This window comes from Aeromonas sp. QDB03 (assembly GCF_027707985.1).
Lineage (GTDB): Bacteria > Pseudomonadota > Gammaproteobacteria > Enterobacterales > Aeromonadaceae > Aeromonas > Aeromonas hydrophila.
Window position 1 is genome coordinate 264847 of sequence record NZ_JAPCJG010000003.1, and the last position, 26774, is coordinate 291620.

General features: G+C 60.5%; 26 protein-coding genes and 1 riboswitch. Of the genes, 15 read left to right on the forward strand and 11 right to left on the reverse strand.

The window, feature by feature from the left end:
- Positions 1-9: 9 nt before the first annotated feature.
- Positions 10-1002 carry a zinc transporter ZntB gene (gene zntB / locus PG900_RS10470; protein ID WP_168967975.1) on the reverse strand — a complete coding sequence of 331 codons (993 nt, stop codon included), beginning with the start codon at positions 1000-1002 and terminating at the stop codon, positions 10-12.
- A 105-nt stretch (positions 1003-1107) separates the two neighbouring features.
- Here zntB and PG900_RS10475 point away from each other — a divergent pair, with 105 nt between their 5' ends.
- The 4 genes from PG900_RS10475 to PG900_RS10490 all read left to right on the forward strand — a co-directional run bounded on the left by PG900_RS10475 (position 1108) and on the right by PG900_RS10490 (position 3150).
- Positions 1108-1560 (forward strand): YaiI/YqxD family protein, encoded by a 453-nt coding sequence (locus PG900_RS10475; protein WP_011704516.1) that lies wholly within the window; start codon positions 1108-1110, stop codon positions 1558-1560.
- Positions 1561-1681: 121 nt separating this feature from the next.
- On the forward strand, positions 1682-1951 hold the full coding sequence (locus PG900_RS10480) for a PepSY domain-containing protein (RefSeq protein WP_011704515.1): 270 nt from the start codon (positions 1682-1684) through the stop codon (positions 1949-1951).
- A 48-nt stretch (positions 1952-1999) separates the two neighbouring features.
- Positions 2000-2557: a cytochrome b/b6 domain-containing protein gene (locus tag PG900_RS10485; protein WP_270831424.1), complete on the forward strand. Its 558-nt coding sequence runs from the start codon at positions 2000-2002 to the stop codon at positions 2555-2557.
- A 92-nt stretch (positions 2558-2649) separates the two neighbouring features.
- A complete protein-coding gene (locus tag PG900_RS10490; protein WP_039215114.1) occupies positions 2650-3150 on the forward strand; it encodes a metal-dependent hydrolase in 501 nt (166 codons plus the stop codon).
- 92 nt (positions 3151-3242) lie between these two features.
- Here PG900_RS10490 and PG900_RS10495 read toward each other — a convergent pair whose 3' ends face one another.
- A complete protein-coding gene (locus PG900_RS10495; protein ID WP_016349310.1) occupies positions 3243-4448 on the reverse strand; it encodes a NupC/NupG family nucleoside CNT transporter in 1206 nt (401 codons plus the stop codon).
- A gap of 564 nt (positions 4449-5012) precedes the next feature.
- Here PG900_RS10495 and dbpA point away from each other — a divergent pair.
- Together dbpA and PG900_RS10505 are read left to right on the forward strand one after the other, a co-directional pair.
- Positions 5013-6389 (forward strand): ATP-dependent RNA helicase DbpA, encoded by a 1377-nt coding sequence (gene dbpA, locus PG900_RS10500; protein ID WP_270831425.1) that lies wholly within the window; start codon positions 5013-5015, stop codon positions 6387-6389.
- A gap of 72 nt (positions 6390-6461) precedes the next feature.
- Positions 6462-6752 (forward strand): YkgJ family cysteine cluster protein, encoded by a 291-nt coding sequence (locus PG900_RS10505; RefSeq protein ID WP_016349308.1) that lies wholly within the window; start codon positions 6462-6464, stop codon positions 6750-6752.
- Between the two features lie 30 nt (positions 6753-6782).
- On the opposite strand, the gene PG900_RS10510 is transcribed toward PG900_RS10505, so the two are convergent.
- Positions 6783-7178 (reverse strand): hypothetical protein, encoded by a 396-nt coding sequence (locus tag PG900_RS10510; RefSeq protein ID WP_024943653.1) that lies wholly within the window; start codon positions 7176-7178, stop codon positions 6783-6785.
- Positions 7179-7452: 274 nt separating this feature from the next.
- Here PG900_RS10510 and PG900_RS10515 point away from each other — a divergent pair, with 274 nt between their 5' ends.
- The gene (locus PG900_RS10515) at positions 7453-8850 is read left to right on the forward strand and encodes a PepSY-associated TM helix domain-containing protein (RefSeq protein ID WP_270798265.1); all 1398 of its coding nucleotides are present in this window, start codon (positions 7453-7455) and stop codon (positions 8848-8850) included.
- A gap of 79 nt (positions 8851-8929) precedes the next feature.
- On the opposite strand, the gene PG900_RS10520 is transcribed toward PG900_RS10515, so the two are convergent.
- Together PG900_RS10520 and PG900_RS10525 are read right to left on the reverse strand one after the other, a co-directional pair.
- Positions 8930-9145, reverse strand: coding sequence for a DUF6500 family protein (locus PG900_RS10520; RefSeq protein ID WP_029304506.1), 216 nt, complete (start codon positions 9143-9145; stop codon positions 8930-8932).
- Positions 9146-9251: 106 nt separating this feature from the next.
- Positions 9252-10157, reverse strand: coding sequence for a 1,4-dihydroxy-2-naphthoate polyprenyltransferase (locus PG900_RS10525; protein WP_024943656.1), 906 nt, complete (start codon positions 10155-10157; stop codon positions 9252-9254).
- 207 nt (positions 10158-10364) lie between these two features.
- Between PG900_RS10525 and PG900_RS10530 the strand changes: the two genes are divergently transcribed.
- From PG900_RS10530 to PG900_RS10560, 7 genes are all read left to right on the forward strand, one after another.
- Complete coding sequence (locus PG900_RS10530) at positions 10365-11711, forward strand: isochorismate synthase (protein WP_270798266.1); 1347 nt, start codon at positions 10365-10367, stop codon at positions 11709-11711.
- Positions 11712-11745: 34 nt separating this feature from the next.
- Positions 11746-13476 (forward strand): 2-succinyl-5-enolpyruvyl-6-hydroxy-3-cyclohexene-1-carboxylic-acid synthase, encoded by a 1731-nt coding sequence (gene menD, locus PG900_RS10535; protein WP_270798267.1) that lies wholly within the window; start codon positions 11746-11748, stop codon positions 13474-13476.
- Positions 13466-14236, forward strand: coding sequence for a 2-succinyl-6-hydroxy-2,4-cyclohexadiene-1-carboxylate synthase (gene menH, locus PG900_RS10540; RefSeq protein WP_270831426.1), 771 nt, complete (start codon positions 13466-13468; stop codon positions 14234-14236). Before menD ends, menH begins: the two co-directional genes overlap by 11 nt.
- Positions 14229-15089, forward strand: a complete 861-nt coding sequence (menB, locus tag PG900_RS10545; RefSeq protein ID WP_039215084.1) for a 1,4-dihydroxy-2-naphthoyl-CoA synthase — start codon at positions 14229-14231, stop codon at positions 15087-15089. The genes menH and menB overlap by 8 nt, the downstream gene beginning before the upstream one ends.
- Positions 15089-16018, forward strand: a complete 930-nt coding sequence (menC, locus tag PG900_RS10550) for an o-succinylbenzoate synthase (RefSeq protein WP_270831427.1) — start codon at positions 15089-15091, stop codon at positions 16016-16018. The genes menB and menC overlap by 1 nt, the downstream gene beginning before the upstream one ends.
- A gap of 10 nt (positions 16019-16028) precedes the next feature.
- A complete protein-coding gene (locus PG900_RS10555; protein WP_270798270.1) occupies positions 16029-17435 on the forward strand; it encodes a 2-succinylbenzoate--CoA ligase in 1407 nt (468 codons plus the stop codon).
- Between the two features lie 301 nt (positions 17436-17736).
- Positions 17737-18969: a winged helix-turn-helix domain-containing protein gene (locus tag PG900_RS10560; RefSeq protein ID WP_259230848.1), complete on the forward strand. Its 1233-nt coding sequence runs from the start codon at positions 17737-17739 to the stop codon at positions 18967-18969.
- A 2-nt stretch (positions 18970-18971) separates the two neighbouring features.
- On the opposite strand, the gene PG900_RS10565 is transcribed toward PG900_RS10560, so the two are convergent.
- The 6 genes from PG900_RS10565 to PG900_RS10590 form a co-directional block, all read right to left on the reverse strand.
- Positions 18972-19523 carry a fimbrial protein gene (locus PG900_RS10565; protein WP_270831428.1) on the reverse strand — a complete coding sequence of 184 codons (552 nt, stop codon included), beginning with the start codon at positions 19521-19523 and terminating at the stop codon, positions 18972-18974.
- A gap of 11 nt (positions 19524-19534) precedes the next feature.
- Entirely contained in the window at positions 19535-20563 is a 1029-nt protein-coding gene (locus PG900_RS10570; protein WP_270831429.1) for a fimbrial protein, read from the reverse strand.
- A 4-nt stretch (positions 20564-20567) separates the two neighbouring features.
- A complete protein-coding gene (locus PG900_RS10575; RefSeq protein WP_270831430.1) occupies positions 20568-21299 on the reverse strand; it encodes a fimbrial biogenesis chaperone in 732 nt (243 codons plus the stop codon).
- 10 nt (positions 21300-21309) lie between these two features.
- The gene (locus tag PG900_RS10580; RefSeq protein WP_333563440.1) at positions 21310-23844 is read right to left on the reverse strand and encodes a fimbria/pilus outer membrane usher protein; all 2535 of its coding nucleotides are present in this window, start codon (positions 23842-23844) and stop codon (positions 21310-21312) included.
- Between the two features lie 67 nt (positions 23845-23911).
- Positions 23912-24301, reverse strand: a complete 390-nt coding sequence (locus PG900_RS10585; RefSeq protein ID WP_029301866.1) for a hypothetical protein — start codon at positions 24299-24301, stop codon at positions 23912-23914.
- Between the two features lie 99 nt (positions 24302-24400).
- Positions 24401-24943, reverse strand: coding sequence for a fimbrial protein (locus PG900_RS10590; protein WP_029301865.1), 543 nt, complete (start codon positions 24941-24943; stop codon positions 24401-24403).
- A 1027-nt stretch (positions 24944-25970) separates the two neighbouring features.
- Positions 25971-26056: riboswitch (cyclic di-GMP riboswitch) on the forward strand.
- Between the two features lie 93 nt (positions 26057-26149).
- On the opposite strand from PG900_RS10590, the gene PG900_RS10595 reads away from it, so the two are divergent.
- Entirely contained in the window at positions 26150-26473 is a 324-nt protein-coding gene (locus PG900_RS10595) for a fimbrial protein (protein WP_270831431.1), read from the forward strand.
- Positions 26474-26774 lie beyond the last annotated feature (301 nt).

The window sequence follows — 26774 nt, forward strand, 5'->3', positions numbered from 1 at the left end:
GTCTGCTCCTTACCACCAGCGCCGATGTTTGAGCCAGACCGCCAGCCCGGTCGCCAGCGCCACCAGGGAGCCGCAGAAGATCCAGAAGGCGGTCGGGCTCTCGGCCCCGGGAATGCCCCCCAGGTTGATGCCAAACAGGCCGGTCAGGAAGCTGGCGGGCAGGAACAGCAGCGCCATCACCGACATCTGGTAGGCGCGGCGATTGGTCGCCTCCGCCATCAGGTTGTTGATCTCGTCTGCCAGCACGGCGGTACGCGCCACCCCGGCATCCAGATCGTCCAGCCAGCGCCGCAACCGGTCGGCGATGTCCAGCAGACGACGGCGGTCATCTTCATCCAGCCAGCTGATCTTCTCGTTGGCGAGGCGCGCCACCAGATCCCGCTGCGGCGAGAGGTAGCGGCGGATCATGATGAGCTGCTTGCGGATCAGCGCCAGCCTGCCGTTGGCAGGCAGGTCGCGCATCAGCACCATCTCCTCCAGATCCAGGATCTGATCGTGCAGCTCCTCGACGAACTCCCCGGCCCGGTCGGTCAGGGCGTCACAGATCTCCACCAGCCAGTCGGCCGGGGTATCGGCGCCGCCCCCCAGCTTGAGCTGGTTGAACACGTCCTGTTCCGACAGCAGCGGCCGGCGCCGGCTGCTGATGATGAGATCCGGGGTGATGTAGATGCGCAGCGCCACCATCTCTTCCGGTCTGTGATCCTTGTTGTGGTTGATGCCACGCAGGATCAGCAGCACCGTCTCCCCCATCCGGACCAGCTTGGGGCGATTGCTCTGGCCGAGCAGCGACTCGCGCGCCGCATCATTGAGCAGCGGGGTCTGCAGCAGCCAGCGCGCCGCCTCCGGATTGCCGTAGTCCAGATGCAGCCAGCCCGGCTGCTTGGCCGGTATCTCGCTGCCCACCACCAGTGGCTGCATGCCACCCCTGCCATCCAGGGTCAGGCCATAAATTACGTCACTGGGCACCCGATCCATCTGCTCGTCCTTTTCGCTCATGTTCATCGGCCCAGCTTACACCAAAGCCGGGCCCGACTCAGCCCCGGGGCAGCCGCCCCGCGCCGGCCGTGTTAAGATGCGCCACTCGTTTCAGACACAGGAAGCCCTGCCATGCCCATCTGGGTCGATGCCGATGCCTGCCCCATTCCGGTCAAGGAGATCCTTTACCGCGCCGCCCACCGTGCCCAGGTGGTGACCACGCTGGTGGCCAATCAGGGGCTGCGGGTGCCCCCTTCCCCCTTCATCAAGACCCAGCAGGTGGAGAAGGGCTTCGATGTGGCAGATCATGTCATCGCCCAGCAGGTCAAACCCGGCGATCTGGTGATCACCGGCGACATTCCGCTCGCCTCCTGGGTGATCGATGCCGGCGGCGAGGCGCTCAATCCCCGCGGCGAGATCTACACCCGCGAGACCATCAAGGCGCGGCTCGGCATGCGCAACTTCATGGAGGAGCTGCGCTCGGCCGGGGTGCAGACCGGCGGCCCGGCCCCCCTCAACGCGGCCGACAAGCAGCGCTTCGCCAACGCCCTCGACAAGTGGCTCATCCGGGGCAAGCTGAGTTGATTACCCCCTCCCCGGTCGGCCACCGGGGAGACCCATTCATTTCCCTTTGCGCTTAATTCTTTCTTAAGGCAGGTGAACTAACCTTGTGGCTGTTGACCCAACCACCCGCAAGGAGCAAGCAATGAAACTGACCCCCCTGTTGTTACTGATCCCCCTGTTGAGCGGCGCAGCCCTGGCCGATCCCCAATGTACCCAGGCCGACAAGAGCAAGTGGATGAGCGAAGCCGACGCCCAGCAGCAGATCAAGGCGATGGGCTACGACATCAAGAAGTTCAAGGTCACCAAAACCAACTGCTACGAGATTTACGGTTGGGACAAGGAGAAGCGCAAAGTCGAGATCTACTTCGATCCGACCGACCTGAAGAAAGTGAAAGAAGAGATCGACGAATAATCCGGCCATGGGCCGGTCTCCTGCCGGCCCTTTCTATGGAGCCACGCCATGACAACCTCGTCTGAAGTGAAAGTCTGGGATCCCCTCATCCGGGTGTTTCACTGGGCCACCGTCACCCTCTGCCTGCTCAACTTCTTCGTGCTGGAAGAGGGCAGCAAGCCCCACAAATATTCCGGCTACACAGTGGGCATCCTGCTGATCATCCGCCTGCTGTGGGGGCTGGTCGGTCCCCATTACGCCCGCTTCGGCCAGTGGTGGCCGACCCCGGCCCGGGTGCGCTACTACCTGCGTCAACTGGCCCAGAGGCGTCACCCCTACTACCTCGGCCACAACCCGGTCGGCGCCCTGATGATCTGGCTGCTGCTGCTGTCGCTGGTCGGCACCGTGGTCACCGGCTGGCTCACCACCTGGGATGCCTTCTGGGGCGAAGACTGGCTGGAGGAGCTGCACGAGGTCGCCGCCAACACCCTGATGGCCGCCGTTGGCGTCCATGCGGCCGTGGTGATCCTGACCGACCGCCTCACCCGCAGCGACCTGGTGCGCGCCATGGTGCTGGGCAAAAAACGGGTACCCGCCGACGCCAAGGTGGAAGATCCGCGCAGTTAATGACCGGGCTGCCCCTCGGGCCCCGGTTTTTTGCTGCAATGGCCCGCGACACTGGTAAGATGCGCCGCCATTTTCCCCATGTCGTAGCCATCATGACCGCCCAAGGGCACCTGCTCTTCTCCGTTACCTGCACCCTGCTCGCCCACAAACTCCAGCTGACGCCGGCCCTGGCCGACGCCAGCCTGTGGCACACCATTCCTGCCGCACTGGCCAGCGCCCTGCTGCCGGACCTCGACCACCCCAAGTCGGTGCTGGGGCAACGCCTGCCCTGGATTTCCAAACCCTTGTCGCGGCTGTTCGGCCATCGCGGCTTCACCCACAGCCTGCTGGCGGTGGCCGCCGCCATCTGGGGACTGGATCAGAGCCTGGCTCCCGCCCTGCTGCCCACCGGCGTCAAGGATGCCCTTATCATCGGCTACCTCAGCCACCTGCTGGGAGACTGGCTCACCCCGGCCGGCATTCCGCTGCTATGGCCCAGCAAGCGCCGCTACCGGCTGCCGGGCTGGCCGCTCAAAAGCGGCGGCGCCGTCGAGACCGGCTTTTGCACTCTCACCCTGCTGGCCGCCGGTTACTGGGCCCACTGGCCAGGCTAGCGGTCCGTCAGGCCAGCTAGCGCCTGCTGTTGCCCCAAAAAACAAACCCCTGCCGAGGCAGGGGTTTGTCATGGTAAGAGCGGGTGGCTGTATTACAGCATCACACCGGCAATCACGGCGGAGAGCAGGCTCACCAGGGTGGAGCCGTACACCAGCTTCAGACCGAAGCGGGAGACCATGTTGCCCTTCTCTTCGTTCAGCGCCTTCACCGCACCGGCGATGATGCCGATGGAGCTGAAGTTGGCGAACGACACCATGAAGATGGAGAGGATGCCGATGGTGCGCGGAGAGAGCTGGGCAGCAATCTTGCCCAGATCCATCATGGCCACGAACTCGTTGGTCACCAGCTTGGTCGCCATGATGGAGCCGGCTTGCAGCGCCTCACCACTCGGGATGCCCAGGATCCAGGCGATCGGGTAGAAGAGGTAGCCCATGACGAACTGGAAGTTGACGCCGAATGCCATCTCGAACAGGTAGTTGATGAGGGCAATCAGGGCGATGAAGCCGACCAGCATGGCGCCCACGATGACCGCCACGGTGAAACCGGCCATGATGTACTCGCCCAGCATCTCGAAGAAGTTCTCTTTCTTCGGGCTGTGGTGCTCGTCACCTTCGGCCAGCGCCTTGGCATCGGTCACTGTGTTGTCCGGCTCGTAGGGGTTGATCAGCGACAGCACGATGAAGGTGCTGAACATGTTGAGCACCAGCGCGGCCACCACGTAGCGCGGCTCGATCAGCTGCATGTAGGCACCGACGATGGACATGGAGACGGTGGACATGGCAGTGGCGGCCAGGGTGTACATCTGCTTCTCGTTCAGGTGCGGCAGGATGTTCTTGAGCGCGATGAAGTTCTCGGACTGGCCGACGATCATGGAGCTGATGGCGTTGAAGGACTCCAGCTTGCCCATGCCGTTGATCTTGGCCAGCACGGTACCGATGCCGCGGATCACCAGCGGCAGCAGACGGATGTACTGCAGGATACCGATCAGCACGGAGATGAAGACGATGGGCATCAGTACCATCAGGAAGAAGGAGAAGGCCCCTTCATTGACCAGGCCGCCGAACACGAAGTCGGTACCCTGTTTGGCAAACTCCATCAACTTGGTGAAGCCGGCCGCGAAGCCACCCACCACCGCCAGACCCACTTCGGAGTTCAGCATGAACCAGGCCAGCGCCAGTTCGACCACCAGCAGTTGGCCGATATAACGCAGTTTGATCTGTTTCCAGTTGTGGCGGTTGGCCAGCAAAGCAAGAGCGAGGACCATCACGAGTCCGAGCACAAAGTGAACGTATTCCATACCAGTAGCACCTGAGTAATTTGTAATTTTTTGACCGGCGCCATCATAGACATTTGCATATTTAAAAATCAGATAGCCATCACAATCTGCGGTAAAAATATGCATGCTGGATAATACAAACGTTTTTAAATTAATTAAACGCTCACGCAAGCATCTAATCGTTGTTCAATAAACATAAAAACCATTAATAAACAGCAAGTTGAAAATAAACCACTCCGTCTGAAAGGGCTATTTTCACAGCTTTCTCACATTTATTTAAAACCTGGCGAATGGCGTCATAGCGGTGAGGTTAAATTTACGGCGAATTTATTTAATCAAATCAAAATGACAAACGTTTATCTTATTTGCGATGAATGGCCCGGCTTCTTTCAGCTAATTCCCGAAAGGCAGTGGGGTATTTTCAGGCGAGCCGGACAACATGCCGCCACCGTTTTCCCCCGGCCGCAGCCTCGCCACCGTCGCCGTCCAGTCGTTCAAAAATCCGCCACACCCGGCAGCGCTTTCTGGTACAATGCGCGCCCTTGCGCACGGCGCAGCCCGTTTTCTCCGATATAGAGTCTTTTTGTGAACAACGAATTTAGCAGCCTGAACCTCTCCCCCGCCCTGCAGGACAACCTCGCCAGCCTGGGTTATCTGCAGATGACCCCGATCCAGGCCCAGAGCCTGCCCCTGGTACTCGATGGCAAAGACCTGATCGCCAAGGCAAAAACCGGCAGCGGCAAGACCGCCGCCTTCGGCCTCGGCCTGCTTGCCAACCTCGATGTCAACCGACTCGAGGTGCAGGCGCTGGTGCTCTGTCCGACCCGCGAGCTGGCCGATCAGGTTGCCACCGAGATCCGCCGTCTTGCCCGTACCCTGCCCAACGTCAAGCTGGTCACCCTGTGCGGCGGCACCCCGACCGCACCGCAATCCGCCACCCTGAGCTTTGGCGCCCACATCGCCGTCGGCACCCCGGGCCGGATCCTCAAGCACCTGGAGCAGGGCACCCTCGAGCTGGACGGCCTCAAGACGCTGGTGCTGGACGAAGCGGATCGCATGCTGGACATGGGCTTTGGCGAAGACATCAACCGGGTCATCAGCCACGCCCCGCGCGATCGGCAGACCCTGCTGTTCTCCGCCACCTATCCGGAGGGGATCGCCCAGATGAGCCGCGGTGTGCAGCGCAACCCGGTCGAGGTGAGCGTGGAGTCCCTGCACGAAGACAGCGCCATCAAGCAGAAGCTGTATGAAGTGCCGGCCGGCCAGCGCCTCGACGCCCTCGGCTGGTTGCTCAGCCACTACCAGCCGAGCTCCTGCGTGGTGTTCTGCAACACCAAGCGGGCCTGCAACGACGTGGCCGATCACCTGGCCGCCAAGGGCTTCTCGGCGCTGGCGCTGAACGGCGACCTGGAGCAGCGCGAGCGGGATCAGGTGCTGGTGCGCTTCGCCAACGGCAGCGCCACCATCCTGGTGGCTACCGATGTGGCCGCCCGCGGTCTCGACATCAAGGAACTGGGGGCAGTCATCAACTACGAGCTGACCTACGACCCCGAGGTGCACGTGCACCGGATCGGCCGTACCGGCCGCGCCGGCCAGCAGGGCCTGGCACTGAGCCTCTACCAGCCGAACGAGGCCCAGCGCGTCAACTTCATCGAGGAGTACCAGCAGGCCCCCATTCCCCAGGGCGACCTGGCCGGGATCGGCCGCGACATCAAGCCGATCGCACCGCAGATGGTGACCCTCTCCATCGATGCGGGCCGCAAGAGCAAGGTGCGCGCCGGTGACATCCTCGGCGCCCTGACTGGCGAAGGCGGCATTGCCGGGGCCGATGTGGGCAAGATCCAGATTTCCGAGCAGTACTCCTACGTGGCGGTGAAGCGCCAGGTGGCGAGCGCCGCCCTCAAGCGGCTGCAGGAAGGCAAGATCAAGGGGCGCAGCTACCGCGCTCGCAAGCTGGGCTAAGGTTCACGACACAGGCGCCGGTTCGGCGCCTGTTTCATATTTATCCGTGCCCATGAGAACAAGGCAGATGCCATGACCCAGACAACCCGACCCGAAGTGAGCTGCCAGAACTGCGAAGCCTGCTGCTGCCGCCTCGAGGTGATGCTGTTTACCGATACCGGCGTACCGGATCGCTATGTGGAAGAGCGAGAAGGTGAAGTGCCTGTGATGCACCGGCTGGAAGATGGCTGGTGCGCGGCGCTCGACCGCAACACCATGATGTGCCGCATCTACGAAGTCCGCCCCTTGATATGCCGTGAATTTGAAATGGGCGAACCCGACTGCGTCGACGAGCGGGACAAGTGGTTTATCAAGCTCAATTGAGCTGGGGGTAATAATCAGCCTGCCGTGCCGTCAGACCAGCCCGGCCAGTTGCCGTTCCAGCCACTGCAGCGCCTCGTCGGTCTGCTCGAAGTAGCGGACGCCCTGAAACGGCAAACCGCTGAACACCTGATCCGCCAGATACTGCTTGAAGCTGCCCGCCAGCACCACCGCCAGAAAGGCGCAGCCGTTGCTGGCGCACCAGCCGAACTGGCGGCGAAAGCGGGCCAGCACCTCGGGGCCCGCTGCCTCGAACTCGGTCGCCACTTCGACAATGCCCCAGGGCGCGTCGCGCAGGCTGGCGATCTGCTGGCTGAACTGGGCCTCATAGGCCATGGCCCCCGCCAGATTGAAGGGGCCGCTCGGGCGGCAGATCAGCACCTGACCGCGTCGCTGCATCTCGAAATGGCCGTGTGGTTGCAACTTCACGTCTGCCTCCTTCCCTGGATTTTTCGTCGCGCAAGCACCCTTTTATGTTGCAACAAGGTAAGGATTTCTCTGCAAAAAGTCCATTCTGCCAGACGCTAGCCTGGATGGACTGCGTCACCGGTTGACCCACTGGCCGCCGGCTCAGCACGCCCTTGCCCGCCACATCGGCCAGCCGCCATGTTCTGTTGCAGTTAACAAAACGTTGCTGCTATCATCCGCGCCGCCACCAACATTCCACCAACTGAAACGTTAACTCACGGCGCAAGGAACAGAGATGAAAAATCGGGACGCGAACCACTATCAGCGCATCTGGCGCTGGCACTTCTATGCGGGTCTCTTCGTCGCCCCCTTCCTGATCCTGCTCTCGCTGACCGGGATCGTCTATCTGTTCAAGCCCCAGCTCGACAACCTGATGTACCCCGAGCTGATGAAGGTCGCCCCCGTCAGCCAGCCGCTCAGCGCCGATCAGCTGCTGGTCAAGGCGATGGTGGCCATGCCGGATGCCAGCCTGAGCAAGTACCTGCCACCGGTCAGCCCGGAGGCCAGCGCCCAGTTCATCGTCCGCCAGGGCGGCAACGAGCTGACCCTGTTCCTCGATCCCGCCAGCGGCGCCCTGCTCGGCACTCTGGACAACAAGTGGAATCTGCAGGCGGTGGCGCGCGCCCTGCACGCCGACCTGCTGCTCGGCACCATAGGGGATCGGCTGATCGAGCTGGCCGCCGGCTGGGGCATAGTGCTGCTCATCAGCGGGCTCTATCTCTGGTGGCCACGCAAGGGGCCAGGAGTCGGCGGCATCCTGTGGCCGCGCTGGAGCCAGCGCGGGCGGCTCTGGTGGCGCGACCTGCACGCCGTGGTCGGTTTCTGGGGAGCCGGTTTCCTGCTGCTGCTGCTCTTGAGCGGCATGACCTGGACCGGCTTCTGGGGCGATCAGTTTGCCGCCGTCTGGAATCGCTTCCCGGCCGCCATGTGGAACGAGGTACCCAAGTCGGCTCCCCTGGCGCGCAGCCTCAACCATTCCCATCAACAGACAGTCCCCTGGGCGGTCGAGAACACCCCCATCCCCAGCTCGGCCGAGCCCAAGGCCCACGACCACAGCGCCATGGGTCACGGCGGCGAGCACGACGGCATGGTGATGGCGGAGCACCGCATCCCGCTGCAACAGGTGGTGGAGATCGCCGCTGCGCGCCAGGTCACGCCGGGCTACAGCATCACGCCACCGGCCGGGGCGAGCGGCGTCTACACCATCGCCATCTCGGCCGATGATCCGCGCAACGATGCCACCCTGCACATCGATCAATACAGCGGCAAGGTGCTGGCCGACGTGCGCTGGCAAGACTACGGCCCGGTCGCCAAGACGGTGGAAACCGGCGTCATGCTGCACATGGGCAAGCTCTACGGCTGGCCGCACCAGCTGGCCATGCTGCTCATCTGCCTGCTGGTGTTGCTGAGCTCGGTGAGCGGGCTCTGGATCTGGTGGAGCCGCCGCCCCAGTGGTCGCCTCGCCGCCCCGCCCTTGCCGGCCAGCCTGCCCCCCATGCGCGGTGCCATTGCCCTGTTGATCCTGCTCGGTATCTGCTTCCCGCTGGTGGGCGGCTCCATGCTGGTGATCTGGCTGCTGGACTGCCTGCTCTTCGCCCGCCGTCGGGCACCCCGGCTGGCACGGGTCAGCTAGTCGCCGGCACCGTGCACCGCACCAAGCAGCGAATCAAGGAGGGCTCCCACACGGGAGCCCTCCTGGTTTCAGCGCGCCTTTACGCTTGCTCCACCAGCTGGAGGATCTTCCTCGCCTTCTCGAAGTGATCGAGGCGCTGGGTCTGGATCCACCAGGTCGCCGCCTCCATCAGCAACTCGGGGTCGTCATTGCGGTTGGCAAAAAACGCATAGAAGGAGACGCCGACAGTCTCCCCCTTCTGCGCGATTTTCTGATGGCACACCTGAATGATTTTCTGTTTGAGCGAGTCGCGCATGGCGGCGTTCCGGCCTGATGAGTGATTGGCCGGCCAGCATACCTCAACCAACAAAAAGGGCCCCCGTCCGGGAGCCCTTTTGCCTTGCCGATCACATGACACCCGGTCAGGAGAGCGCCAGCCCGATGGAGAGCAACAGGCTGTAGAGGAAGGCGCTGATGGCGGTCTTCTTGAGCGCGCCGGTCAGCACCTCGCCATCGAAGCTCTGGCGCAGGGTCTTGGCGGCATCGGTGAGTGGCTTCATAGCCGGCAGGAAGATCCAGGGCCAGAAACTGGCGGGCTGGGTCAGCAGGAAGGCGATGGTGGTCAGCAACGCCGCCCCCAGCAGTACCCAGTGGTAGGCGATGGCCCGGTTGCGACCGAGCCGCACCGCCAGGGTGATCTTGCCGCTGACCGCGTCGGTCTCGATGTCGCGCACGTTGTTGATGTTGAGCACCGCAGTGGCCAGCAGGCCGCAGGCGGTGGCCGGCAGCAGCAGATCCCACTGCAGGGTCTTGGTGAACAGGTAGTAAGAGCCGAGCACCCCCAGCAGGCCGAAGAACAGGAACACCGAGATGTCGCCGAAGCCGCGATAGCCGTAAGGGGTCTTGCCCACCGTGTAGGTGATGGCGGCGACGATGGCGGCGCCGCCGAGCAGCACGAAGGTGAGGATCTGCAGCCACTGATCGCCAAAAGCGCAGCCCAGCAGGGCGAGGCCGCTGACCACCGCGGCCAGCGCGGTCAGCGCCATGGCCACGCACATCTGCCGGCGGGTGATGAGGCCGGAGACCACGGCGCGCTGGGGGCCGATCCGCTCGCCATTGTCCGCCCCGGATACCGCATCCCCATAATCGTTGGCCAGATTGGAGAGGATCTGCAGCAGAATGGCGGTCAGCAGGGAGAGTGCCATGATGGTGCCGTCGAAGGCACCGCGGCTGGCCGCAAGCCCGGAACCCAGCAAAATGGAGGAGCACGCCAGCGGCAACGTTCGCAAACGCGCCGCCAGCAACCAAATAGATAAGGTATTTGTCATATTGTGATGGCCAAACAATCAGATATTGATCGTGTTAAGGGTTATCGAACCGGATTTCGGTATACTTGGCCCCTCGGGAGGTAGCTCCCCGGGCGATTTACATGGACGAATGGGCAGATAATATATAGGAATAATCGCTCCTTTGGCATAAACCAACGGCATCCTTCTGCAGGATGGACCGTCACTATCGGCTCATAGACGAAATCCATGTTGGCTCAGACCCATATCAAGCAACAACTGGACGCCCTGCGTCACGGCAATGCCAGCGGCTTCGTACGGCTGCGCGTGGCAATCGAGGTCGGCTCCTTTCTGGGCTGGCTCGCGGCGCAGACCCTCTATCCCCGTATCTATTGGCATGCCAGAGGACACGACCGTCCCGAATACGTGGCGCTGGGCTGCCTGAGCGAGCTGACTGAATCCCAGGCGATCCGTCAGGTCTGCGAACAGACCAGCCAGCCCCATGACGACAGCCCCCGCTACTATGGCGGACTGGCGTTCGACCCCACCCAGCCCGGCTGGCAGGGGTTCGGCCCCTGCCGCTTCGTGCTGCCCCGCATCGAGCTGGTGCGCCGTGGCGAGTGCGTCACCCTCTGCCTCAACCTCTGGTTGCCAGAGCAGACCGGCAGCGACGCCTTCGAGGCCGAACTGCAGGCCGCCGCCGCTGCCCTCGACGCCCTTCGGCCGGAAGCCCCTCTGCCGCCGCTGACTCGTCATTCATGGCAGCGGGAAGATTGCCCGAGCCAGCCACAGTGGCAGACCCTGGTCGAGCAGGTTACCGCCCCCGACTTCCAGGCCCACACCCCCAAGGTGGTGCTGTCGCGCCAGAGCCGGCTCACCCATGACGGTGCGACGCACGCGGTCGACCCGCAGGCCGTCGCCCCCTGGTCGCTGTTGGCCAGCTGGGCACAGCACGGTCAGGACTGCTTTCACTTCGGCTTCCAGTTTTCGCCCGAGCAGAGCTTCATCGCCTGCTCCCCCGAGCGGCTCTATCGCCGTGAACATCAGCACCTCTTCACCGAGGCGCTGGCGGGCACCATCCGCCGCTCCGGCGACGAAGAGGTTGATGCCCAACTGGCCGCCGAGCTGCTGGCCGACAGCAAGAACCGGCTGGAAAACCGGCTGGTACACGCCGACATCCTCAGCCGGCTGGCGCCGCTCACCACGGATGCCAGCCTGACCGAGCCGCGCATTCTCAAACTGCGGCTGCTGCAGCACCTCAAGTGCGACATCGAGGCCGAGCTCAAGCCCGGTGTCTGCGACTGGCAACTGCTGGAAGCGCTGCACCCCACCCCCGCGGTGGGCGGTGCCCCGCGCGAGGCGGCGCTGGCCTTCATCCGCGAGCGCGAGCCCTATGATCGCGGCTGGTATGCGGGCGCCTGCGGCATGCTGAGCCGGGAGACCTCGGAGTTCTCGGTCGCCATCCGCAGCGCCCGCATCACGGCACAGGCCATCACCCTGTTTGCCGGCGCCGGTATCGTCGCGGGTTCAGAGCCTGCCGCCGAGTGGGCCGAACTCGACAACAAGATCGCCAACGTGCTCTCCCTGCTGGGATAGCGTTTTCTCACCGTTTCCTCACTGCGAGAGCCTCATGTCCGCGCGTCAAGAGTTTGCCAGCCACCATGCCACCTTCAACCACGTCTGGTCTTCCCTCTTGCTGGAGGAGCTCTTTCGCCTCGGCGTGCGCGACATCGCGCTGGCCTCCGGCTCGCGCTCGGCGCCGCTCACCATGGCGGCCGCCGCCCACCCCGGCTTTCGCCGCCATCTGCACTTTGACGAGCGCGGCCTCGGCTTCATGGCGCTGGGGCTGGCCAAGGGCAGCGGCCGCCCGGTCGCGGTGATCATGACCTCGGGCACCGCGGTGGCCAACCTCTGGCCGGCGGTGGCCGAGGCGCAACTCACCGGCGTGCCGCTCATCATCCTCTCTGCCGACAGGCCGCCCGAACTCATCGACAACGGCGCCAACCAGGCCATCGATCAGCAGGGGATCTTCGGCCGCTACCCCGTCTATCAGCAGAACCTGCCGAGCCCCACCGCCACCATCCCGGCCGCCTTCGTGCTGAGCTCGGTGGATCAGGCGCTGGCCCAGCAGGCGCGCACGCCGGGGCCGGTGCACTTCAACTGCATGTACCCGGAGCCCCTCTATCCGGGCGACACCTATCTGGACTTCTCCGCCTACCTGGCCCCCCTCGGCGACTGGCTCCGCTCGTCCGAGCCCTGGAGCCCCTGGCAACTGGCGCAGGCCCCCTGCCCGCATCAGCCCGACTGGGACGAGCTGCAGGGCAAGCGCGGCCTCATCATCGCCGGCCGCATCCAGGATCCCGCCCAGGCCAAGGCGGTCGCCGCCCTGGCCGAGCGGCTCGGCTGGCCACTGCTGGCTGACCTGCAGAGCCAGCTGCGCTTTGATGGCCGCAACCTGGTGCACGCCGATCTCGCCCTGCAACACAGCGGCTTCGTGGCCGAACTGGCCCGGGCCGAGGTGCTGTTGCAATTTGGCGCCCGCCTCATTTCCAAGCGGCTCGGTCAGTTCATCAAGCAGCAGCCCTGGCAGGCATACTGGCTCATCGACCCGCAGCCAGCCCGGCTCGACCCGGACTACCGGCTGCGCCGCCGCCTGCTGTGCGAACCCGGCGCCTTTGCCGCCGCCCATCCGGTGGCGCACCCGCACCTGCCCTGGCACCGGCTGGCGGAGCGCCAGCAGGCCGTGAGCCAGCAGGTGCGCAGTGCCTGCGAGCGTTTCTCCGAGCTCGGGGTGTGCCACCGCCTGAACCAATTGATCAGGGGCCAGCTGTTTGTCGGCAACAGCATGCCGGCCCGGCTGATGGACATGCTCGGCGAAGTGGGCAAGGGCCCCAGCCGGGTGATGACCAACCGCGGCGCCTCCGGCATCGACGGCCTCATCGCCACCGCCTACGGCTTCGCGCAATCGGTCGGATCGGGCAACAATGAGCCCACCACCCTGCTGCTCGGCGATCTCAGCGCCCTGCACGACCTCAACAGCCTGGCGCTGCTCGGCAAATCGAGCCGGCCGCTGGTGGTGATCCTGCTCAACAACGACGGCGGCAGCATCTTTCGCATGCTGCCGGTGCCGACCCAGGACGCGCTGCTGGAGACCTACTACTGCCTGCCCCACGGCCTGCACTTCGAACACGCTGCCGCCATGTTCGGCCTCCACTACCGGGCGCCGGCCACCCTCGCCGACTTTGAACGGGATTACGCCGCCGCACTGGAAAAGGGGGTAACGCTGATTGAAATCAAGGTCCCCAGCAGCGAAGTCGCCGAGGATCTGAAGGCACTGGGAAGCGCGATCCGTGGCAGCTAGTGCCGACCAGCCGACGCTGGTGCTGCTGCACGGCCTGCTCGGCGATGCCAACGACTGGCAACCCGTGCAGGCGGCCCTGGCCGACCTCCCCAGCCTGGAGCTGGATCTGCCGGGCCACGGCAGCAACCAGGCAGTGCGGGTAGCGGGGTTCGAGCAGGCCCATCGCTGGCTGTGCGACGAGCTGGCCGCGCGCGGCATCTGTCGCTACCTGTTGGTGGGCTATTCGCTGGGCGGGCGGCTCGCCCTCTATCACGCCAGCCAGTCGCCGGCTGGGCTGCAGGCCCTGCTGCTGGAGAACTGCCACCCCGGCCTACCACCGGCAGAGCGGCCCGCCCGTCTCGCCCACGATGAGGGCTGGGCCCGGCGCTTCGAGCAGGAGCCCCTGGCGACCGTGCTGGCCGACTGGTATCGGCAGGGGGTGTTCGCCGATCTGGGCGAGGATGCCCGCGCCCGCCAGATAGCCCGCCGCCTTGGCAACGACGGCAAGGCCGTGGCCGCCATGCTGCGCGCCACCTCCCTGGGCCAGCAGCCGGATCTCGGCGACTGGCTGGTGCAAGGTGCGCTGCCGGTCACCTACGTGAGCGGCAAGCGGGATCACAAATTCCATCAGCTGGCTTGCCTCATGGCGAGTCAGCATCGCAAAATCAACCACTTGGAGCTGGATGGCGGCCACAATCTGCATGCCCACCAGCCTGAGACTTTTGCCCGGCTCCTCGCGGAGTGGGTCAACCAACAACAAGAAGAGAAGCGTCATGATTGAAGCAATGACTGAAGCGGAACTCTATGCCCCCGTCGAGTGGCGTGATTGCTCCGCCGGTTACGAGGATATCCTCTATCACAAGTCCGACGATGGCATTGCCAAGATCACCATCAACCGCCCCCAGGTACGCAACGCCTTCCGCCCCCGCACCGTCAAAGAGATGCTGCAGGCGCTGGCCGATGCCCGCTACGACGATCAGGTCGGCACCATCATCCTGACCGGCTTTGGCGAGAAGGCCTTCTGCGCCGGCGGTGACCAGAAGATCCGTGGCGACTACGGTGGCTATCGCGATGACGAGGGGACCCATCACCTCAACGTGCTCGACTTCCAGCGCGACATCCGCACCTGCCCGAAACCGGTCGTTGCCATGGTGGCCGGCTACGCGGTCGGTGGCGGCCACGTGCTGCACATGATGTGCGATCTGACCATCGCCGCCGACAACGCTCAGTTCGGCCAGACCGGTCCGAAAGTGGGCTCCTTCGACGGCGGCTGGGGTGCCTCCTACATGGCCCGCATCGTCGGCCAGAAGAAGGCCCGCGAGATCTGGTTCCTGTGCCGCATGTACGATGCCAAGCAAGCCCTCGACATGGGGCTGGTCAACACCGTCGTGCCGCTGGCGGAGCTGGAGCGTGAAACCGTGCGCTGGTGCCGCGAGATGCTGCAGAACAGCCCGATGGCGCTGCGCTGCCTGAAGGCCGCTCTCAACGCCGACTGCGACGGCCAGGCCGGCTTGCAGGAGCTGGCGGGGAATGCCACCATGCTGTTCTACATGACCGAAGAGGGTCAGGAAGGGCGCAACGCGTTCAACGAGAAACGCCGTCCCGACTTCTCCAAATACAAGCGGAATCCCTGATGACACTCGCTCTCTATCGCTACCAACTGCCTTTTACCCAGCCCCTGGCCTTTCACGGCAAGGTGGAGGTGGCGCGAGAGGGCCTGCTGGTCCGCGTTGACGACGGCTGGGGGGAAATCGCCCCCCTGCCCGGCTTCTCCCGCGAGAGCCTGGCCGAGGCGCAAGCCGAAGCCATCGCCTGTCTGGAACTGCTGGCGGCGGGGCAGGAGATCACCCCGCAACTCCCTTCGGTGCAATTCGGGCTGGACTGCGCCCGCCGCTGCTGGCCTGCCCAGACCACCCCGCTGCCGGAGCCTTATCCGCTTATCCAGGGTTCCCCCCAGGAGCTGCTCAAACACTGGAAGAACTGGCTGCACAAGACCCCCAGCAAGGCCAAGCTGAAAGTGGCCCGCTATCCCATGCGCGACGAGCTGGCGCTGATCCGCCTGCTGTGCGACCGCATCCCTACCCTCAAGCTGGTGCTGGACGCCAACCAGGGCTGGACCCGCGAGGAGGCCTGGGCCTTCTGCGGCCATCTGGATCCAAACCGGATCGAGTACCTGGAAGACCCCTGCGCCGACTTTGCCGACATCGCCTTCGTGGCCAACCGTACCGGCATGCCGGTGGCCATCGACGAGCTGCTGGCCCAGGGCAAGCCGTGGGAGCCCATTCCCCAGCTGCGCGCCCTGGTGCTCAAGCCCACCCTGCTCGGCTCCCTGGCCCACTGCGAGGCGCTGGTTGCCCGCGCTCGCGAGCTGCGCCTCAAGGTGATCGTCTCCTCCTGCTTCGAATCCGGCCTCGGCCTGAACCAGCTGTTCCATCTGGCGGGTGAATGGGCGCCGGATCAGGCCCCCGGCCTGGATACCCGGCGCTGGCTGGCCGCCGATCTGCTGGACGCGGCCGGCAAACCCGACCTGAGCCTGCTGGAGCCCCTGTTTCACCGTGATTGAAGGGGCCTGCATGCCACCGCTATCTGACCATCACCACCCTCAACAACCCTGCCCGGTGCGTCACTGGGCGAGGTCCGCCCCACACCGCATCGCCATTCACGCCGCCGACCCGCTCACCTACCAGCAGCTGGATGCCAGACTCAACGGCCTGTGCCGGCAGCTGGCGCTGGCGGGCCTGCAGGCCGGTGATCGCCTCGCCGCCGTGGTGCGCGGCGCCCTGCCCGACCTGTTGCTGGCCTGGGCCTGCGTGCGCAGCGGCATCGTCTTCTGCCCGCTCAATCCTGCCTTTCCATTGGCGCGGCAAGCGGAGCTGGCGGCCCTGCTCGCCGTCAAGGCCTGCTGGTCGGCAGGCGAAATCCCGACCGGCAACTGGCAGCCACTGCGGCTCGACTTCACCCATGAGCTGGTGGCGGACGAAGGTGACTGCATGCTGGATCCTGCCCGGCTCAACAACATGATCCTCACCTCGGGTTCCAGCGGCACGCCCAAGGCCGTGGTACACCGGCTGGCCAATCATCTGGCCTCGGCGCGGGGTTCGGCCGCCGTGATCCCACTCGACACCGAGTGCGGCTGGCTGCTCTCCCTGCCGCTGTTTCATGTCGGCGGTTACGCCATCCTGTTCCGGGTCTTTCTGGCGGGTGCAGCCCTGGTGCTGGACGATCGCAGCCGCCCGCTCAGGGAGCGGCTCGAACAGCAACCCATCACCCATCTCTCCCTGGTGCCGACCCAGCTCTGGCGGCTGCTGGCGCAGGGCTTCGATCCAGCCCGTACCCGGCTGCGCGAGCTGCTGCTCGGCGGCGCCGCCATTCCCCAGCCCCTGGTGAACCGGCTGAGCGCCATGGGGCTGGTGCCCAAGGTGAGTTACGGCCTCTCCGAGATGGGCAGCCAGGTCTGCACCGGTCGGCCGTCCACCGCCGGCGTGGTGGGCAAGGCGCTGCCGGGACGGGAGGTCTGCATCCAGCAGGGGGAGATCTGCGTGCGCGGTGACACCCTGTTTGCCGGCTATTTCAAAGCAGGTGGGCTAGAGCGGCCGCTCGATGAGGCAGGCTGGTTCCACACCCGTGATAAGGGGTATTTCACCGTCGATGGCGAACTGGTGGTGGAGGGGCGGCTCGACAATCTCTTCATCTCCGGGGGTGAGAACATCCAGCCCGAGACCATAGAGCAGCGGCTGGTGGATCACCCCGCCGTGGCGCAGGCGCTGGTGGTGCCGGTGCCAAGCGATGAGTGGGGGCAGCGCCCGGCCGCCTTCATCGACTGGCATGGCGAACCTGTGCCCCCTGCCGATCTGGCGGCCTGGATCCGGCAAACCCTGCCCGGTTTCATGGTGCCGGACCAGTGGCACCCCTGGCCCGATCTGGGTGGTCACCTCAAGCCGCAGCGCAGGCAATATCAGAATATTCTTAAGGCGCAATAATCACTCCTGCGACAGGACCTGGCATGCAGGAGTCATCCAAATACGCACATTATTCGAAAGAAAATGCTGGCGGTGTCAAAATCCCCCTCACAGGCCCAAGTAAGTGAGAACGATTACATAAATGGCTATTTTTTTGCACGTTTTTTGAACTGAATTAATTACCTGTAGTACCATATCCGCCATCATGCATTTCAATGGAAAGGTAACCGTTTGATAGTTAACGATATTGTCAATTTTGCATTATTTGAACAAAGACTGCATGGTGGTAAAATGCTCTCCTTGGCAGTAAGGCGAGTCACACATGAGTAACAAAAATTATAAAATTGCAGAGGAGATATTTTTCTCCGCGGCAATATTCCGACTCTCTAAGGGAGAAAAGGACATCAAGCTCAGCAACAAAGAAGCCGAGCTGCTCGAAATGCTGTGTGATGAGGCTGGCAGTGTCATTCCAAGAAGCAAACTGCAAGATGCCTTGTGGCCAAACCAGGACAATACCGATACCAACCTGAACCGGCAGATCCTCTCATTGAGAAGAAAGCTGGAATCATTCGGTTTGATGGATGCGATCGATACCATTCCACGCGTGGGATATATCTTCTGCGCCCCTATCGAGGTCGTCGGCGAGACAGAAGAATCGGCCGTGCCCGCGGATAATCAGACGGCACCAGCCAATGCGCCCCAGATCCGCCGCCAATATACACGCCGAAAATATGACAGGTATTTCAGCCCAAAGCGTATCGTGTTGTTGCTGCTGCTGCTGGTATCACTCACCTCGCTGGCAGTGGTGATATATAGCTATGCCACTGCCAACACCTTGCGGACCATCAATCTCAGCCATGTCTCGCTTTATATGACCAGCGATACGGAAAATGCGCTGAAATTGAAGATTGACGATCTCTTACCACCGATAAAACGCATTCCTCATTATGCTGACGAACAGGTATCCATTCTGGTCGGCAAGGAAGCCATCAGTTATTTCTCGATCGACAATAAAAGCCAGCAATTGTCGGAAAACATCTTCATGCTGCGCAATGGTCACCCTATCGCCGAAGAGCTGCAGTGTGTGATCACGACCATGGCGCAGCAGGGGAAAAATGTATCCCACAACTATTACCATAATGCTGACACGACCGTCAGATACCACAGCAGTTGTCAGGCGCCGGACAACTGGGTGGAGATGACCAGAAAGAGCAAGTTCATTGTCACCATGAACAGAGAAATTGTGGTGGCGACCGTTATTGCGACTGACGACAAGGCTCAGACACTGTTCAATCTGGATTCTGTCGGAGATATAGAGCGGGATGACGGCGATATTTCGGTCGAGGTAAAAAATACCATCGTCAATTTCATTGATCAGCAGGCGCTGACCAGCAATGGCATGGTGGCAACCCTGGTGGCGGCGCTGACGCCCCCCAAACAAACGGCACAATTTATTCAGCTGCCGGGCGGCATTTACCTCTCCAATTATCTGGGTGGCGTTATCACCTGGCCCAGCCTAGGCAATTCAAAGGTCGTTCAGCGCAACGACCTTTGAGTTTATTCGTAAGCCACGATGAAATTGGCAACGGCGGTATAGTCACCGGGCTGGATATTCTTGGCCGCCAACGCGTCCGGGTGCCCTTCCACCCGGGCAGAGAATTGCAGTTCATTCTCCGTCGTGCCGCCCAGCAGATAACCACGGGAGGGCGTTCCCAGCGTCAAGGGGGACTGGGTCACGTCATACAGGCGGATGCCGGCCCCCTTGGCGGAGCCTGCCGAAAACGCCAGGCCACCGCTGAGCTGAGCGTCCTGCGAACCGGTAAAGGTCACCTTGGCCATGCGGAAGATACCCGGCTTGCAGTTGGTCAGCCGGATGACAAAGGGCACCTGAGCCCCGGTCCCGTTGGCATAGAGTTCCCTGACATCGACCACTCCCATGTCCACCGCCTGATCGAGCGACTCGGGGGCAATTACACAGGGTTGATCGATAATACGGCCATGGAGATGGACCGTATTGCCAAGCAACTCCAGGTCATCGCCGGCACGGGGAGCCGCCGTCACCACCAACAGCGGGCACAGCGCCAGGCCTATCCACAATGTCCGCAACATATGACAACTCCTCACTGGAATTCGGCAACGATGGTGGCGGTGGCGTAGAAGTCACCCGCAGGAATATCAGCACCTACCGGTGTTATCGGCGCAGCAATAAAACCCCAGTCACCGATATTGCCCTGCATGGAAACAGGATAGAATTCATTCAACCTCAATGGAGAACCATCCAGCTGCTTGAACTTGATCCCCAGATCAGGGATAACTGCCCCCCCCTGATAGCCATCTTTGGTGGTTCGCAAATACTCTTGATTAAAGGATGCTGGTCTTCCAGAAATACCGAGGTTGATTTTCAGTGCATTTCCCTCAAATGCACCACCTTTGCATTGGAAGGTCAATGGCAGAACTTTTTCAAAGTTATTTCCATCCAGCCCGTTACCCGGCAGATCACCAAATTCAACCTCTATCGTCTGACCACCATTGATCACACACTCTTCCGGCACATAGAGAATGGATGACTGGATTACGATTCGTGACATTACGTCGCCACTGAAGCCAGAGTCGGTCATTCCCAATCGCCCAAACATTTCCACTATTTGGTGGTCGGCAATATGAACACCATTGATAATGGGCTTTCTTACCCGAAAAGTGACCTGCCCGTGACTCCCACTCTCAAAATTGAAGCGAACCTTCCCCCCCTTATAACAAGGCCCGTACCGGCCTTTATTGGTCTCATTGTTGAATGGTGCGGTGACAAGCTCCCTCCTTTCACCCGCTATATATATTTCAACTTTCATATCTAGAAATTCATTGAGTTTTACAAAACCCTCACCAACTTGTGGCAAACCATCACTTATCACAGCTCGGTAATAAATTGGAGATGTTGGGATAGTCTGCTCTGGGCAATATACGGTACCACCATAGGTTGTACCTAGCTCCCACTTGAAAGGCTTAGTCTTCTCTCCAGGCTTATTGACAATATCAGCCTTATCAAGATTTATATTATATGTTTGAGTCGCATCTGGCACCACGGCACCATTGACCGCCAATGCTGGCGCAGCAAGAACCATCATCCCGGCACAGATAATGAAACGATACATAACGTTACTCGCTCTTGATGGCTTTACAGGCATTACCTGTACACTGGTATTTGATATCCATATATCCGCCGTAGTCATTGACATAGCTGATCACAAATTCATTGCCCAGGGTTTCCGGGATGGTGACCATCTGCTCTGACTTGGGGGCAACCATAAAGGCGGAGAAGCCCTTCATCGCGGTTCTCCCTTTGCCCTGCGGATGGCCGAGGCCCACGTAGGTGATGTAGTAAGGAGTTGGGTTGTTGACCTTGAGGGCCTTGCCCTGCTTGGTGATCAGCACCTGATCCTGCCAGATGGCACCACGCTCGGGCAGGATGGCCTCGGGGCGGTAGAACAGCTTGATCTTGGACTGCACGGCAATCTGCATCACGTTGCTCTTCTCGCTCTTGGGCGGGATCTCGCGCAGATTGAAGTAGTAGATCGACTCGCGATCCTTGGGCAGGCTGTCGATGGCCGGCACACTGGCGATGCGCACGATGGACTTCTGGTTGGCGTCCACCCGCTGTACCGGCGGCAGCACCACGAAGGGAGAAGTGATCTTCTGGCCCTGGGCATCTTCAATCCAGGACTGCGCCAGGTAGGGCAGCTTCTGGTTCTCATTCTTGATGTTGAGGCTGATGGACTTGGCACCACCCGGATAGACGGCGCGAGTACGGTCCAGCACGATGGCAGCGCTGACGTTGAGCGAGGTCATGCCCAGCACGGCCAGACAGGTATAAGAGAGCAGCTTTTTCATCGGTATCCCATTACTTGCAAGTGAGAGTCTTCATCGACAGATCGGTTACTTGTTGCGGCGCCACTATCTTGCACTGGCGGGCCCCGCCCCAGGAGAGTTCAAACGCTTCATTCGGTTTCACCCCGGTCAGATAGACCAGGCCATCTTCATCCATCACCGAGAGCACCCGGCCGGAATCCTTGACGACGGTGGCGCCAAACGGCGGCACTGAACCGTCGGGCAGCCTGACATTGGCCAGCAGCTTGAACCCTTCGGCCATTTCGAAGGCATTATACCCAATTGCGCCCTCGGTCAGGGTTCCCTGCTTGATGGCGTTCATCGCATCGATGTCGTCGCTCAGCTGATCCACGTCCACCCGGGTATCGCTCTTGCGATAGTCGGTCATGTCGCTGATCACCGCGACGCCAAAGCGGTTGGTTACGGCGCGGCCATTGTTGAAGGAGACGCCGGAGGTCTTGTCGGTATCCACCATCATGCGGGTACCGCCACGGCGGGTCGCCTGGTGCAGGGCCGCACCATGCTGGGTCGCCGTCAGACCGCCACGCAGGCTGGCCCCGACCGAGGTGTATTCGCTCTGCACGCTGTAGGCATTGAGGCTGACCGCCCCGATGTCGCTGTTGTGGTTGTAGTAACCCCGCGCCACGGCGTGGCCGTTGCTCTGCACGCCCGCCCCCAGCTGATAGGTATCATCCGGCCGGCTGTAATCCTGATAGGTGGCCAGATGGGTGATCTTGCCATTGGAGGACTGCACGCTGTATCCCGCGCTCTTTCTGTCCCCGATTGGCATGCTCAGGGTCAGCATGACGCTCTTGTCATCCTCGTAGTTCTCGGTCTTGGTCTTGTAGGCCGACACATAGACGGAGACATCCTTGAAGCTGCCGATGTTCACGTTCTTGTTGATGGTGAGGCCGTAGCGATCCTCGGCATCGTGCTCCCAATAGGTTCTGTGGGTGTAGTCCAGATAAACGGTCAGCGCCTTGGCCGCATCCTCCGCCCAGAAGGTCTTGTTGGCGGTGATGGTGTAGAGCTCCTTGTCACCCCAGGTGTTGTAGTCATCGCTCGAGGTCGTTTCGTTCTTCTCCAGCCGCTCCTTGTTGCTCAGGAACTGCGACATGGTCATGAAGTTGTGCTGGGAGAAGCGATAACCGGCGAAGGTGATCGAGCTGTTGTATTCATCAAACTGCTTGGCGTAGTTCACCCGCACCGACTGGCCAATCTTGGTCGACAGGCCCGGCAGCTTGGCAATGGATTGAGTCAGGTCAGCCGAGATGGCGCCGAAGGCATAGAGATCGCGACCGATACCCAGCCCCATGGAGTTGTATTCACCCGCAACCAGGCTGCCACCGTACAGCGACCAGGAGTTCGCCACCCCCCAGGAGAAATCACCGGTCACAAAGGCCGGGCCGTGCACATCGTGCACCGAATCCGTCTGTTCGGAAGGGGCACCGACCGCCAGGTTGTATCGGACGTAGCCGGGACGGGTCAGATAGGGGACGGTCGCGGTGTCGACCTGGAACGAGTTGACGCTGCCATCCTGCTCTTCTACCCGCACGTCGAGACGGCCGCGTACCGAGCTGTCCAGCCCCTGGATACGAAACGGACCGGCCGGCACGTTGGTCTCATAGAGGATGCGGCCGGACTGGGAGATGGTGACCTTGGCGTTGGTCTTGGCGATGCCGCTCACTTCCGGCGCATAGCCCTGCAGGCTCGGTGGCAGCATGCGCTCGTCATTGGCCAGGTTGACGCCGGTATAGCGGAAGCCGTCGATCAGCTGGGAGTTGAGTTGCTGCTCACCCACCGTCAGCTTGGCGGCCATGTTTGGCAGCGGACGATAGGCATAGATGCGGTTCAGCTCGGACGTGGTTCGCTCGTTGTCACCCCAGTAGGCGTTGGCCTGGTAGTCGCCCCGCAGGCGCCAGGCGCCATAGTTGAACCCCAGCGTACCGTAGCTGCTGATGTTGCGGTTGGAGTAACCATCCCCTTCGTTGACCTGGGCGTTGATGTTGTAATCCAGCATCATCCCCGGGATCCCTTCATCCCACTGTTCGGGTGGAATCCAGTTGGGATCGCTGTACTTCATCCACGCCTGGGGCACGGCGATGCGCAGCAAGCCGTTACCTATGTCGTTCGCGATTACCACGCCGTCCAGCGCCAGCAGGTTGGCACACTGGCCATCGTGCCAGGTATCGATCTTGGCGATGGCCTCGTCGGTCAGCGCCAGCTTGGGGATCACCTCTTGCGGCAGGCAGGCCACCCCACCCTTTCCCTTGCCGGTATCGGTCTCGTAGAAAGGGATCTTCTGCAGAGGCAGCTTGTTCTTGTTGACCTCGATCTCGAGGTAGTAGTCGCCGGGCAGGATGTAACCTTCGTCGGCAAACTGGGAGAGGTCGATCTTGGTCCGTTCGTCCAGATCGAGCGCATCAATATTAAACTCCGTTTCTGCCCATGCGTGATTTGCCACCGCCATCAGGCCGGGCACGCATAGCATGAAAACCATTTTTGAATAATGTTTTTTTCTCACAGAGTCTGATGTTGAAACGCTCATATTTTCACTCTAGGAATTGCATAACGGTCTCACGTAATGAGGTATCTACACTAAGCAATTGGCTTGCTTACATATAATTGAGTTCAAACAGCGTCGTACTGTCCGGAAAAAACAGCTGACTGCTGGTGAGCCCCAAATTGAATTCCAGATCACTGTTGACGATATCCGAAACAATAAAGCGTTCGCCGGATACCTTGTGATATTGGCCGTTGTTAAGAATACCGAGCTCATCGCTCATGGCACCGCGCACGGACATGGAAATAAAAGGCAGTGATGCCTCCGTCGCCCCTTCAACCTGACAGCCGCTGATTTTCAGCGTGCCCGGTTGCCGAGCCTGCAGCGGGATGCTGTGCAGCACCTCCAGCGTACAGCCCGATTCGGCCAGTCCATCCGTGAGTTCGTTGGCGTGGACTGACCCCGCCATCATCACCAGCTGCAGCGCCATGGCTGCCATCATTGAAGTTTTCATGATCAAGGTTCGATGTGAGGAGACAGAATGTGTGAGGTTGTGGTGGCTCGCACCACCACAACCCTGATCACACGTTAAGGCACTCTATTACTCGTAGGAGAGAGTAAAGTTGGTCACTGCAGTGAACGCACCAGCAGTCAGCGGGTGGTCAGTTTGATCGGAATAACCTTTCAGCACGGCGCTGAAGGGCAGCTCGTTGTCACCGTTGACCAGGCCGAAGGCGGCAGTCGGAGTACCCAGTACGATCGGGGCACCACCCGGAGCGGTCATCTTGATACCGGCACCAGCAGCTTGACCACCACCGATAACCAGCAGGCTCTGATCAACAGGGTCCTTGGCACCGCTAAAGGTTACTTTTACAGCGTCTTGATCAGGGGTGATTTCACAGTTCAGCAGCTTGATGCTGAACGGCTTGGAGTTGGACTCGCCACCGCTGGCCAGCTCTTTGGTGCTGATCTGACCCATTTCAACTACCTGGTCAACAGACTCAGGAGCAACGGAGCAAGGAGCGTTGATGATTTCACCATTGAAGGTGACTTTGCCTGAACCAGCGCCACCGGCAGCAACAGCGGAGCCGCACAGCAACATGGAACCAACACCCATAGCAACCAGAATCTTGTTAGCTTTCATTCGTTTATACCTACATTAACGTGTGTTGTACTGCATCACTCCAATCATGCTGGAGTCACGATCTTCAGTGATGCCGCGATATACTGCACAGCAACTGCTGGTGCTCAACCTCTCATTAAGCCGGTGAGAGGTCATGCCAATAATCAGCTGTGCCTTTTAAGGTCTATTTAAATAAGCAAAAGCAGCACACCGCATCAGGGGCAGTTCCCGCTACACCTCAACTGCACAACTACATACATCCTTGTCGTCTGTGCAGAAAGCCGTGTTCCGCTTTTGCTTGATGGACAAATTAACGACTCATTTGATGCACATCAAATACATTTTGATTTTTATAAACTCAGATATAAACACCTATAAAACAACAAGTTAAAAGAAATTGCGAACATTCGCGAACGCCATGAAATAAATAACGCTCATATAGCAAACACCCATTGCATAATTTGAAATCGGATATTTTTAATCACTTAACAACCATTAACAAAAACACAACAAAATAATATTTTAGAAGTATTTCAGGCGATTCTAAAAATACCCATAAAGCAATAGCTAAAACGGCTTGCTCATATCGCCAGGTAATCAGGTAATCAGGTAATCAGGTAATCAGGTAATCAGGTAATCAGGTAATCAGGTAATCAGGTAATCAGGTAATCAGGTAATCAGGTAATCAGGTAATCAGGTAATCAGGTAATCAGGTAATCAGGTAATCAGGTAATCAGGTAATCAGGTAATCAGGTAATCATTTTAACCCATTAGACTTGGGGAAAAGCTGATATATCTGCTCTTGCCACCATCCAGTGTGGCCCTGATTTTAATTCAGCGGATGGCAGTCATGCATGTTCACTACAGGATAAGGCTTCGTTGAAAGACAGTGTAAAATAATGATAAACAAAATTGGATATGCATCACCTAATATGGACCAGGCCATATAGTTCCTGTCACGGTAATATATAAAATTTTATTTGTGACTGATATCCCACACTTTTTTATGGCGATTGATTTCTCAAAGTGGGGTGTTATCATCTAAACATAGAGTAAAGGGCAAACCGGTCGAAAGGTCGGGACGCAAAGCCACCGGTCTAAGGGTTCATAACCTAAGACAGCGGAGCTGCCATCTGAGAAGAGCGATGTCATCAGTTGTATCTGTGTCATTCTCTTTGATTGCGTTGCCCTTTTCGTACAACGACATGTGACGAAAAGGACATAAAAATGAACACTTCCACCGTTTCCGTTCGCAACAGCGCCATCCGTTTCGCTTCTTCTGCCGCCGCAGCCATGCTGCTGGGTGCAGCCTTGCTGCCTGCCACTGCCTCCGCCGCCGATGGCTCCGTCACCTTCACCGGAACCATCTACGAAGCGCCCTGCGACTTCGCCGACAACAGCGTGACCTGCTATTCCGGCACTCAGCGCCAGACCATGGATCTGGCCAGCCTGCAGCAAGCCGGCAGCCTCAATACCATCAGCAGCACCATGCAGTACAAGCTGTCTGCCGGCAGCAGCAACATGGCCATCGTTACCGTCAGCTACCTCTGATCGGGTCATTCCTGCCATCTGCCCGAGGTTGTTCATTACCTCGGGCGGATCTGCTCGCCTTTTAAAGAATGAGCCCCCACAGCCTCACTTAGGCTGGCATCGTTAATCACTGCTCTCCATCCACCAATCCCCCTCCCGTTTTTCTCTATTTCCATGCCAACTGCCGCCCGGCGCCTTTTCACTGCGATACTCACTGCGACACTCGGCTTTCTACACAGGCAGATCAGCACTTTCCCTGCTTGATCCCCAGCTTGCTACTGTCGCATCCCCGCTTGGCAAAAGAACCTCAAACGAGACGTTG

Bases quoted from the DNA above. Each gene is read 5' to 3' on its own strand.
- zntB (WP_168967975.1), bottom strand. From the start codon at position 1,002: ATGAACATGAGCGAAAAGGACGAGCAGATGGATCGGGTGCCCAGTGAC.
- PG900_RS10475 (WP_011704516.1), top strand. From the start codon at position 1,108: ATGCCCATCTGGGTCGATGCCGATGCCTGCCCCATTCCGGTCAAGGAG.
- PG900_RS10480 (WP_011704515.1), top strand. From the start codon at position 1,682: ATGAAACTGACCCCCCTGTTGTTACTGATCCCCCTGTTGAGCGGCGCA.
- PG900_RS10485 (WP_270831424.1), top strand. From the start codon at position 2,000: ATGACAACCTCGTCTGAAGTGAAAGTCTGGGATCCCCTCATCCGGGTG.
- PG900_RS10490 (WP_039215114.1), top strand. From the start codon at position 2,650: ATGACCGCCCAAGGGCACCTGCTCTTCTCCGTTACCTGCACCCTGCTC.
- PG900_RS10495 (WP_016349310.1), bottom strand. From the start codon at position 4,448: ATGGAATACGTTCACTTTGTGCTCGGACTCGTGATGGTCCTCGCTCTT.
- PG900_RS10505 (WP_016349308.1), top strand. From the start codon at position 6,462: ATGACCCAGACAACCCGACCCGAAGTGAGCTGCCAGAACTGCGAAGCC.
- PG900_RS10515 (WP_270798265.1), top strand. From the start codon at position 7,453: ATGAAAAATCGGGACGCGAACCACTATCAGCGCATCTGGCGCTGGCAC.
- PG900_RS10520 (WP_029304506.1), bottom strand. From the start codon at position 9,145: ATGCGCGACTCGCTCAAACAGAAAATCATTCAGGTGTGCCATCAGAAA.
- PG900_RS10525 (WP_024943656.1), bottom strand. From the start codon at position 10,157: ATGACAAATACCTTATCTATTTGGTTGCTGGCGGCGCGTTTGCGAACG.
- PG900_RS10530 (WP_270798266.1), top strand. From the start codon at position 10,365: ATGTTGGCTCAGACCCATATCAAGCAACAACTGGACGCCCTGCGTCAC.
- menD (WP_270798267.1), top strand. From the start codon at position 11,746: ATGTCCGCGCGTCAAGAGTTTGCCAGCCACCATGCCACCTTCAACCAC.
- menB (WP_039215084.1), top strand. From the start codon at position 14,229: ATGATTGAAGCAATGACTGAAGCGGAACTCTATGCCCCCGTCGAGTGG.
- menC (WP_270831427.1), top strand. From the start codon at position 15,089: ATGACACTCGCTCTCTATCGCTACCAACTGCCTTTTACCCAGCCCCTG.
- PG900_RS10555 (WP_270798270.1), top strand. From the start codon at position 16,029: ATGCCACCGCTATCTGACCATCACCACCCTCAACAACCCTGCCCGGTG.
- PG900_RS10560 (WP_259230848.1), top strand. From the start codon at position 17,737: ATGAGTAACAAAAATTATAAAATTGCAGAGGAGATATTTTTCTCCGCG.
- PG900_RS10565 (WP_270831428.1), bottom strand. From the start codon at position 19,523: ATGTTGCGGACATTGTGGATAGGCCTGGCGCTGTGCCCGCTGTTGGTG.
- PG900_RS10570 (WP_270831429.1), bottom strand. From the start codon at position 20,563: ATGTATCGTTTCATTATCTGTGCCGGGATGATGGTTCTTGCTGCGCCA.
- PG900_RS10575 (WP_270831430.1), bottom strand. From the start codon at position 21,299: ATGAAAAAGCTGCTCTCTTATACCTGTCTGGCCGTGCTGGGCATGACC.
- PG900_RS10580 (WP_333563440.1), bottom strand. From the start codon at position 23,844: ATGAGCGTTTCAACATCAGACTCTGTGAGAAAAAAACATTATTCAAAA.
- PG900_RS10585 (WP_029301866.1), bottom strand. From the start codon at position 24,301: ATGATGGCAGCCATGGCGCTGCAGCTGGTGATGATGGCGGGGTCAGTC.
- PG900_RS10590 (WP_029301865.1), bottom strand. From the start codon at position 24,943: ATGAAAGCTAACAAGATTCTGGTTGCTATGGGTGTTGGTTCCATGTTG.
- PG900_RS10595 (WP_270831431.1), top strand. From the start codon at position 26,150: ATGAACACTTCCACCGTTTCCGTTCGCAACAGCGCCATCCGTTTCGCT.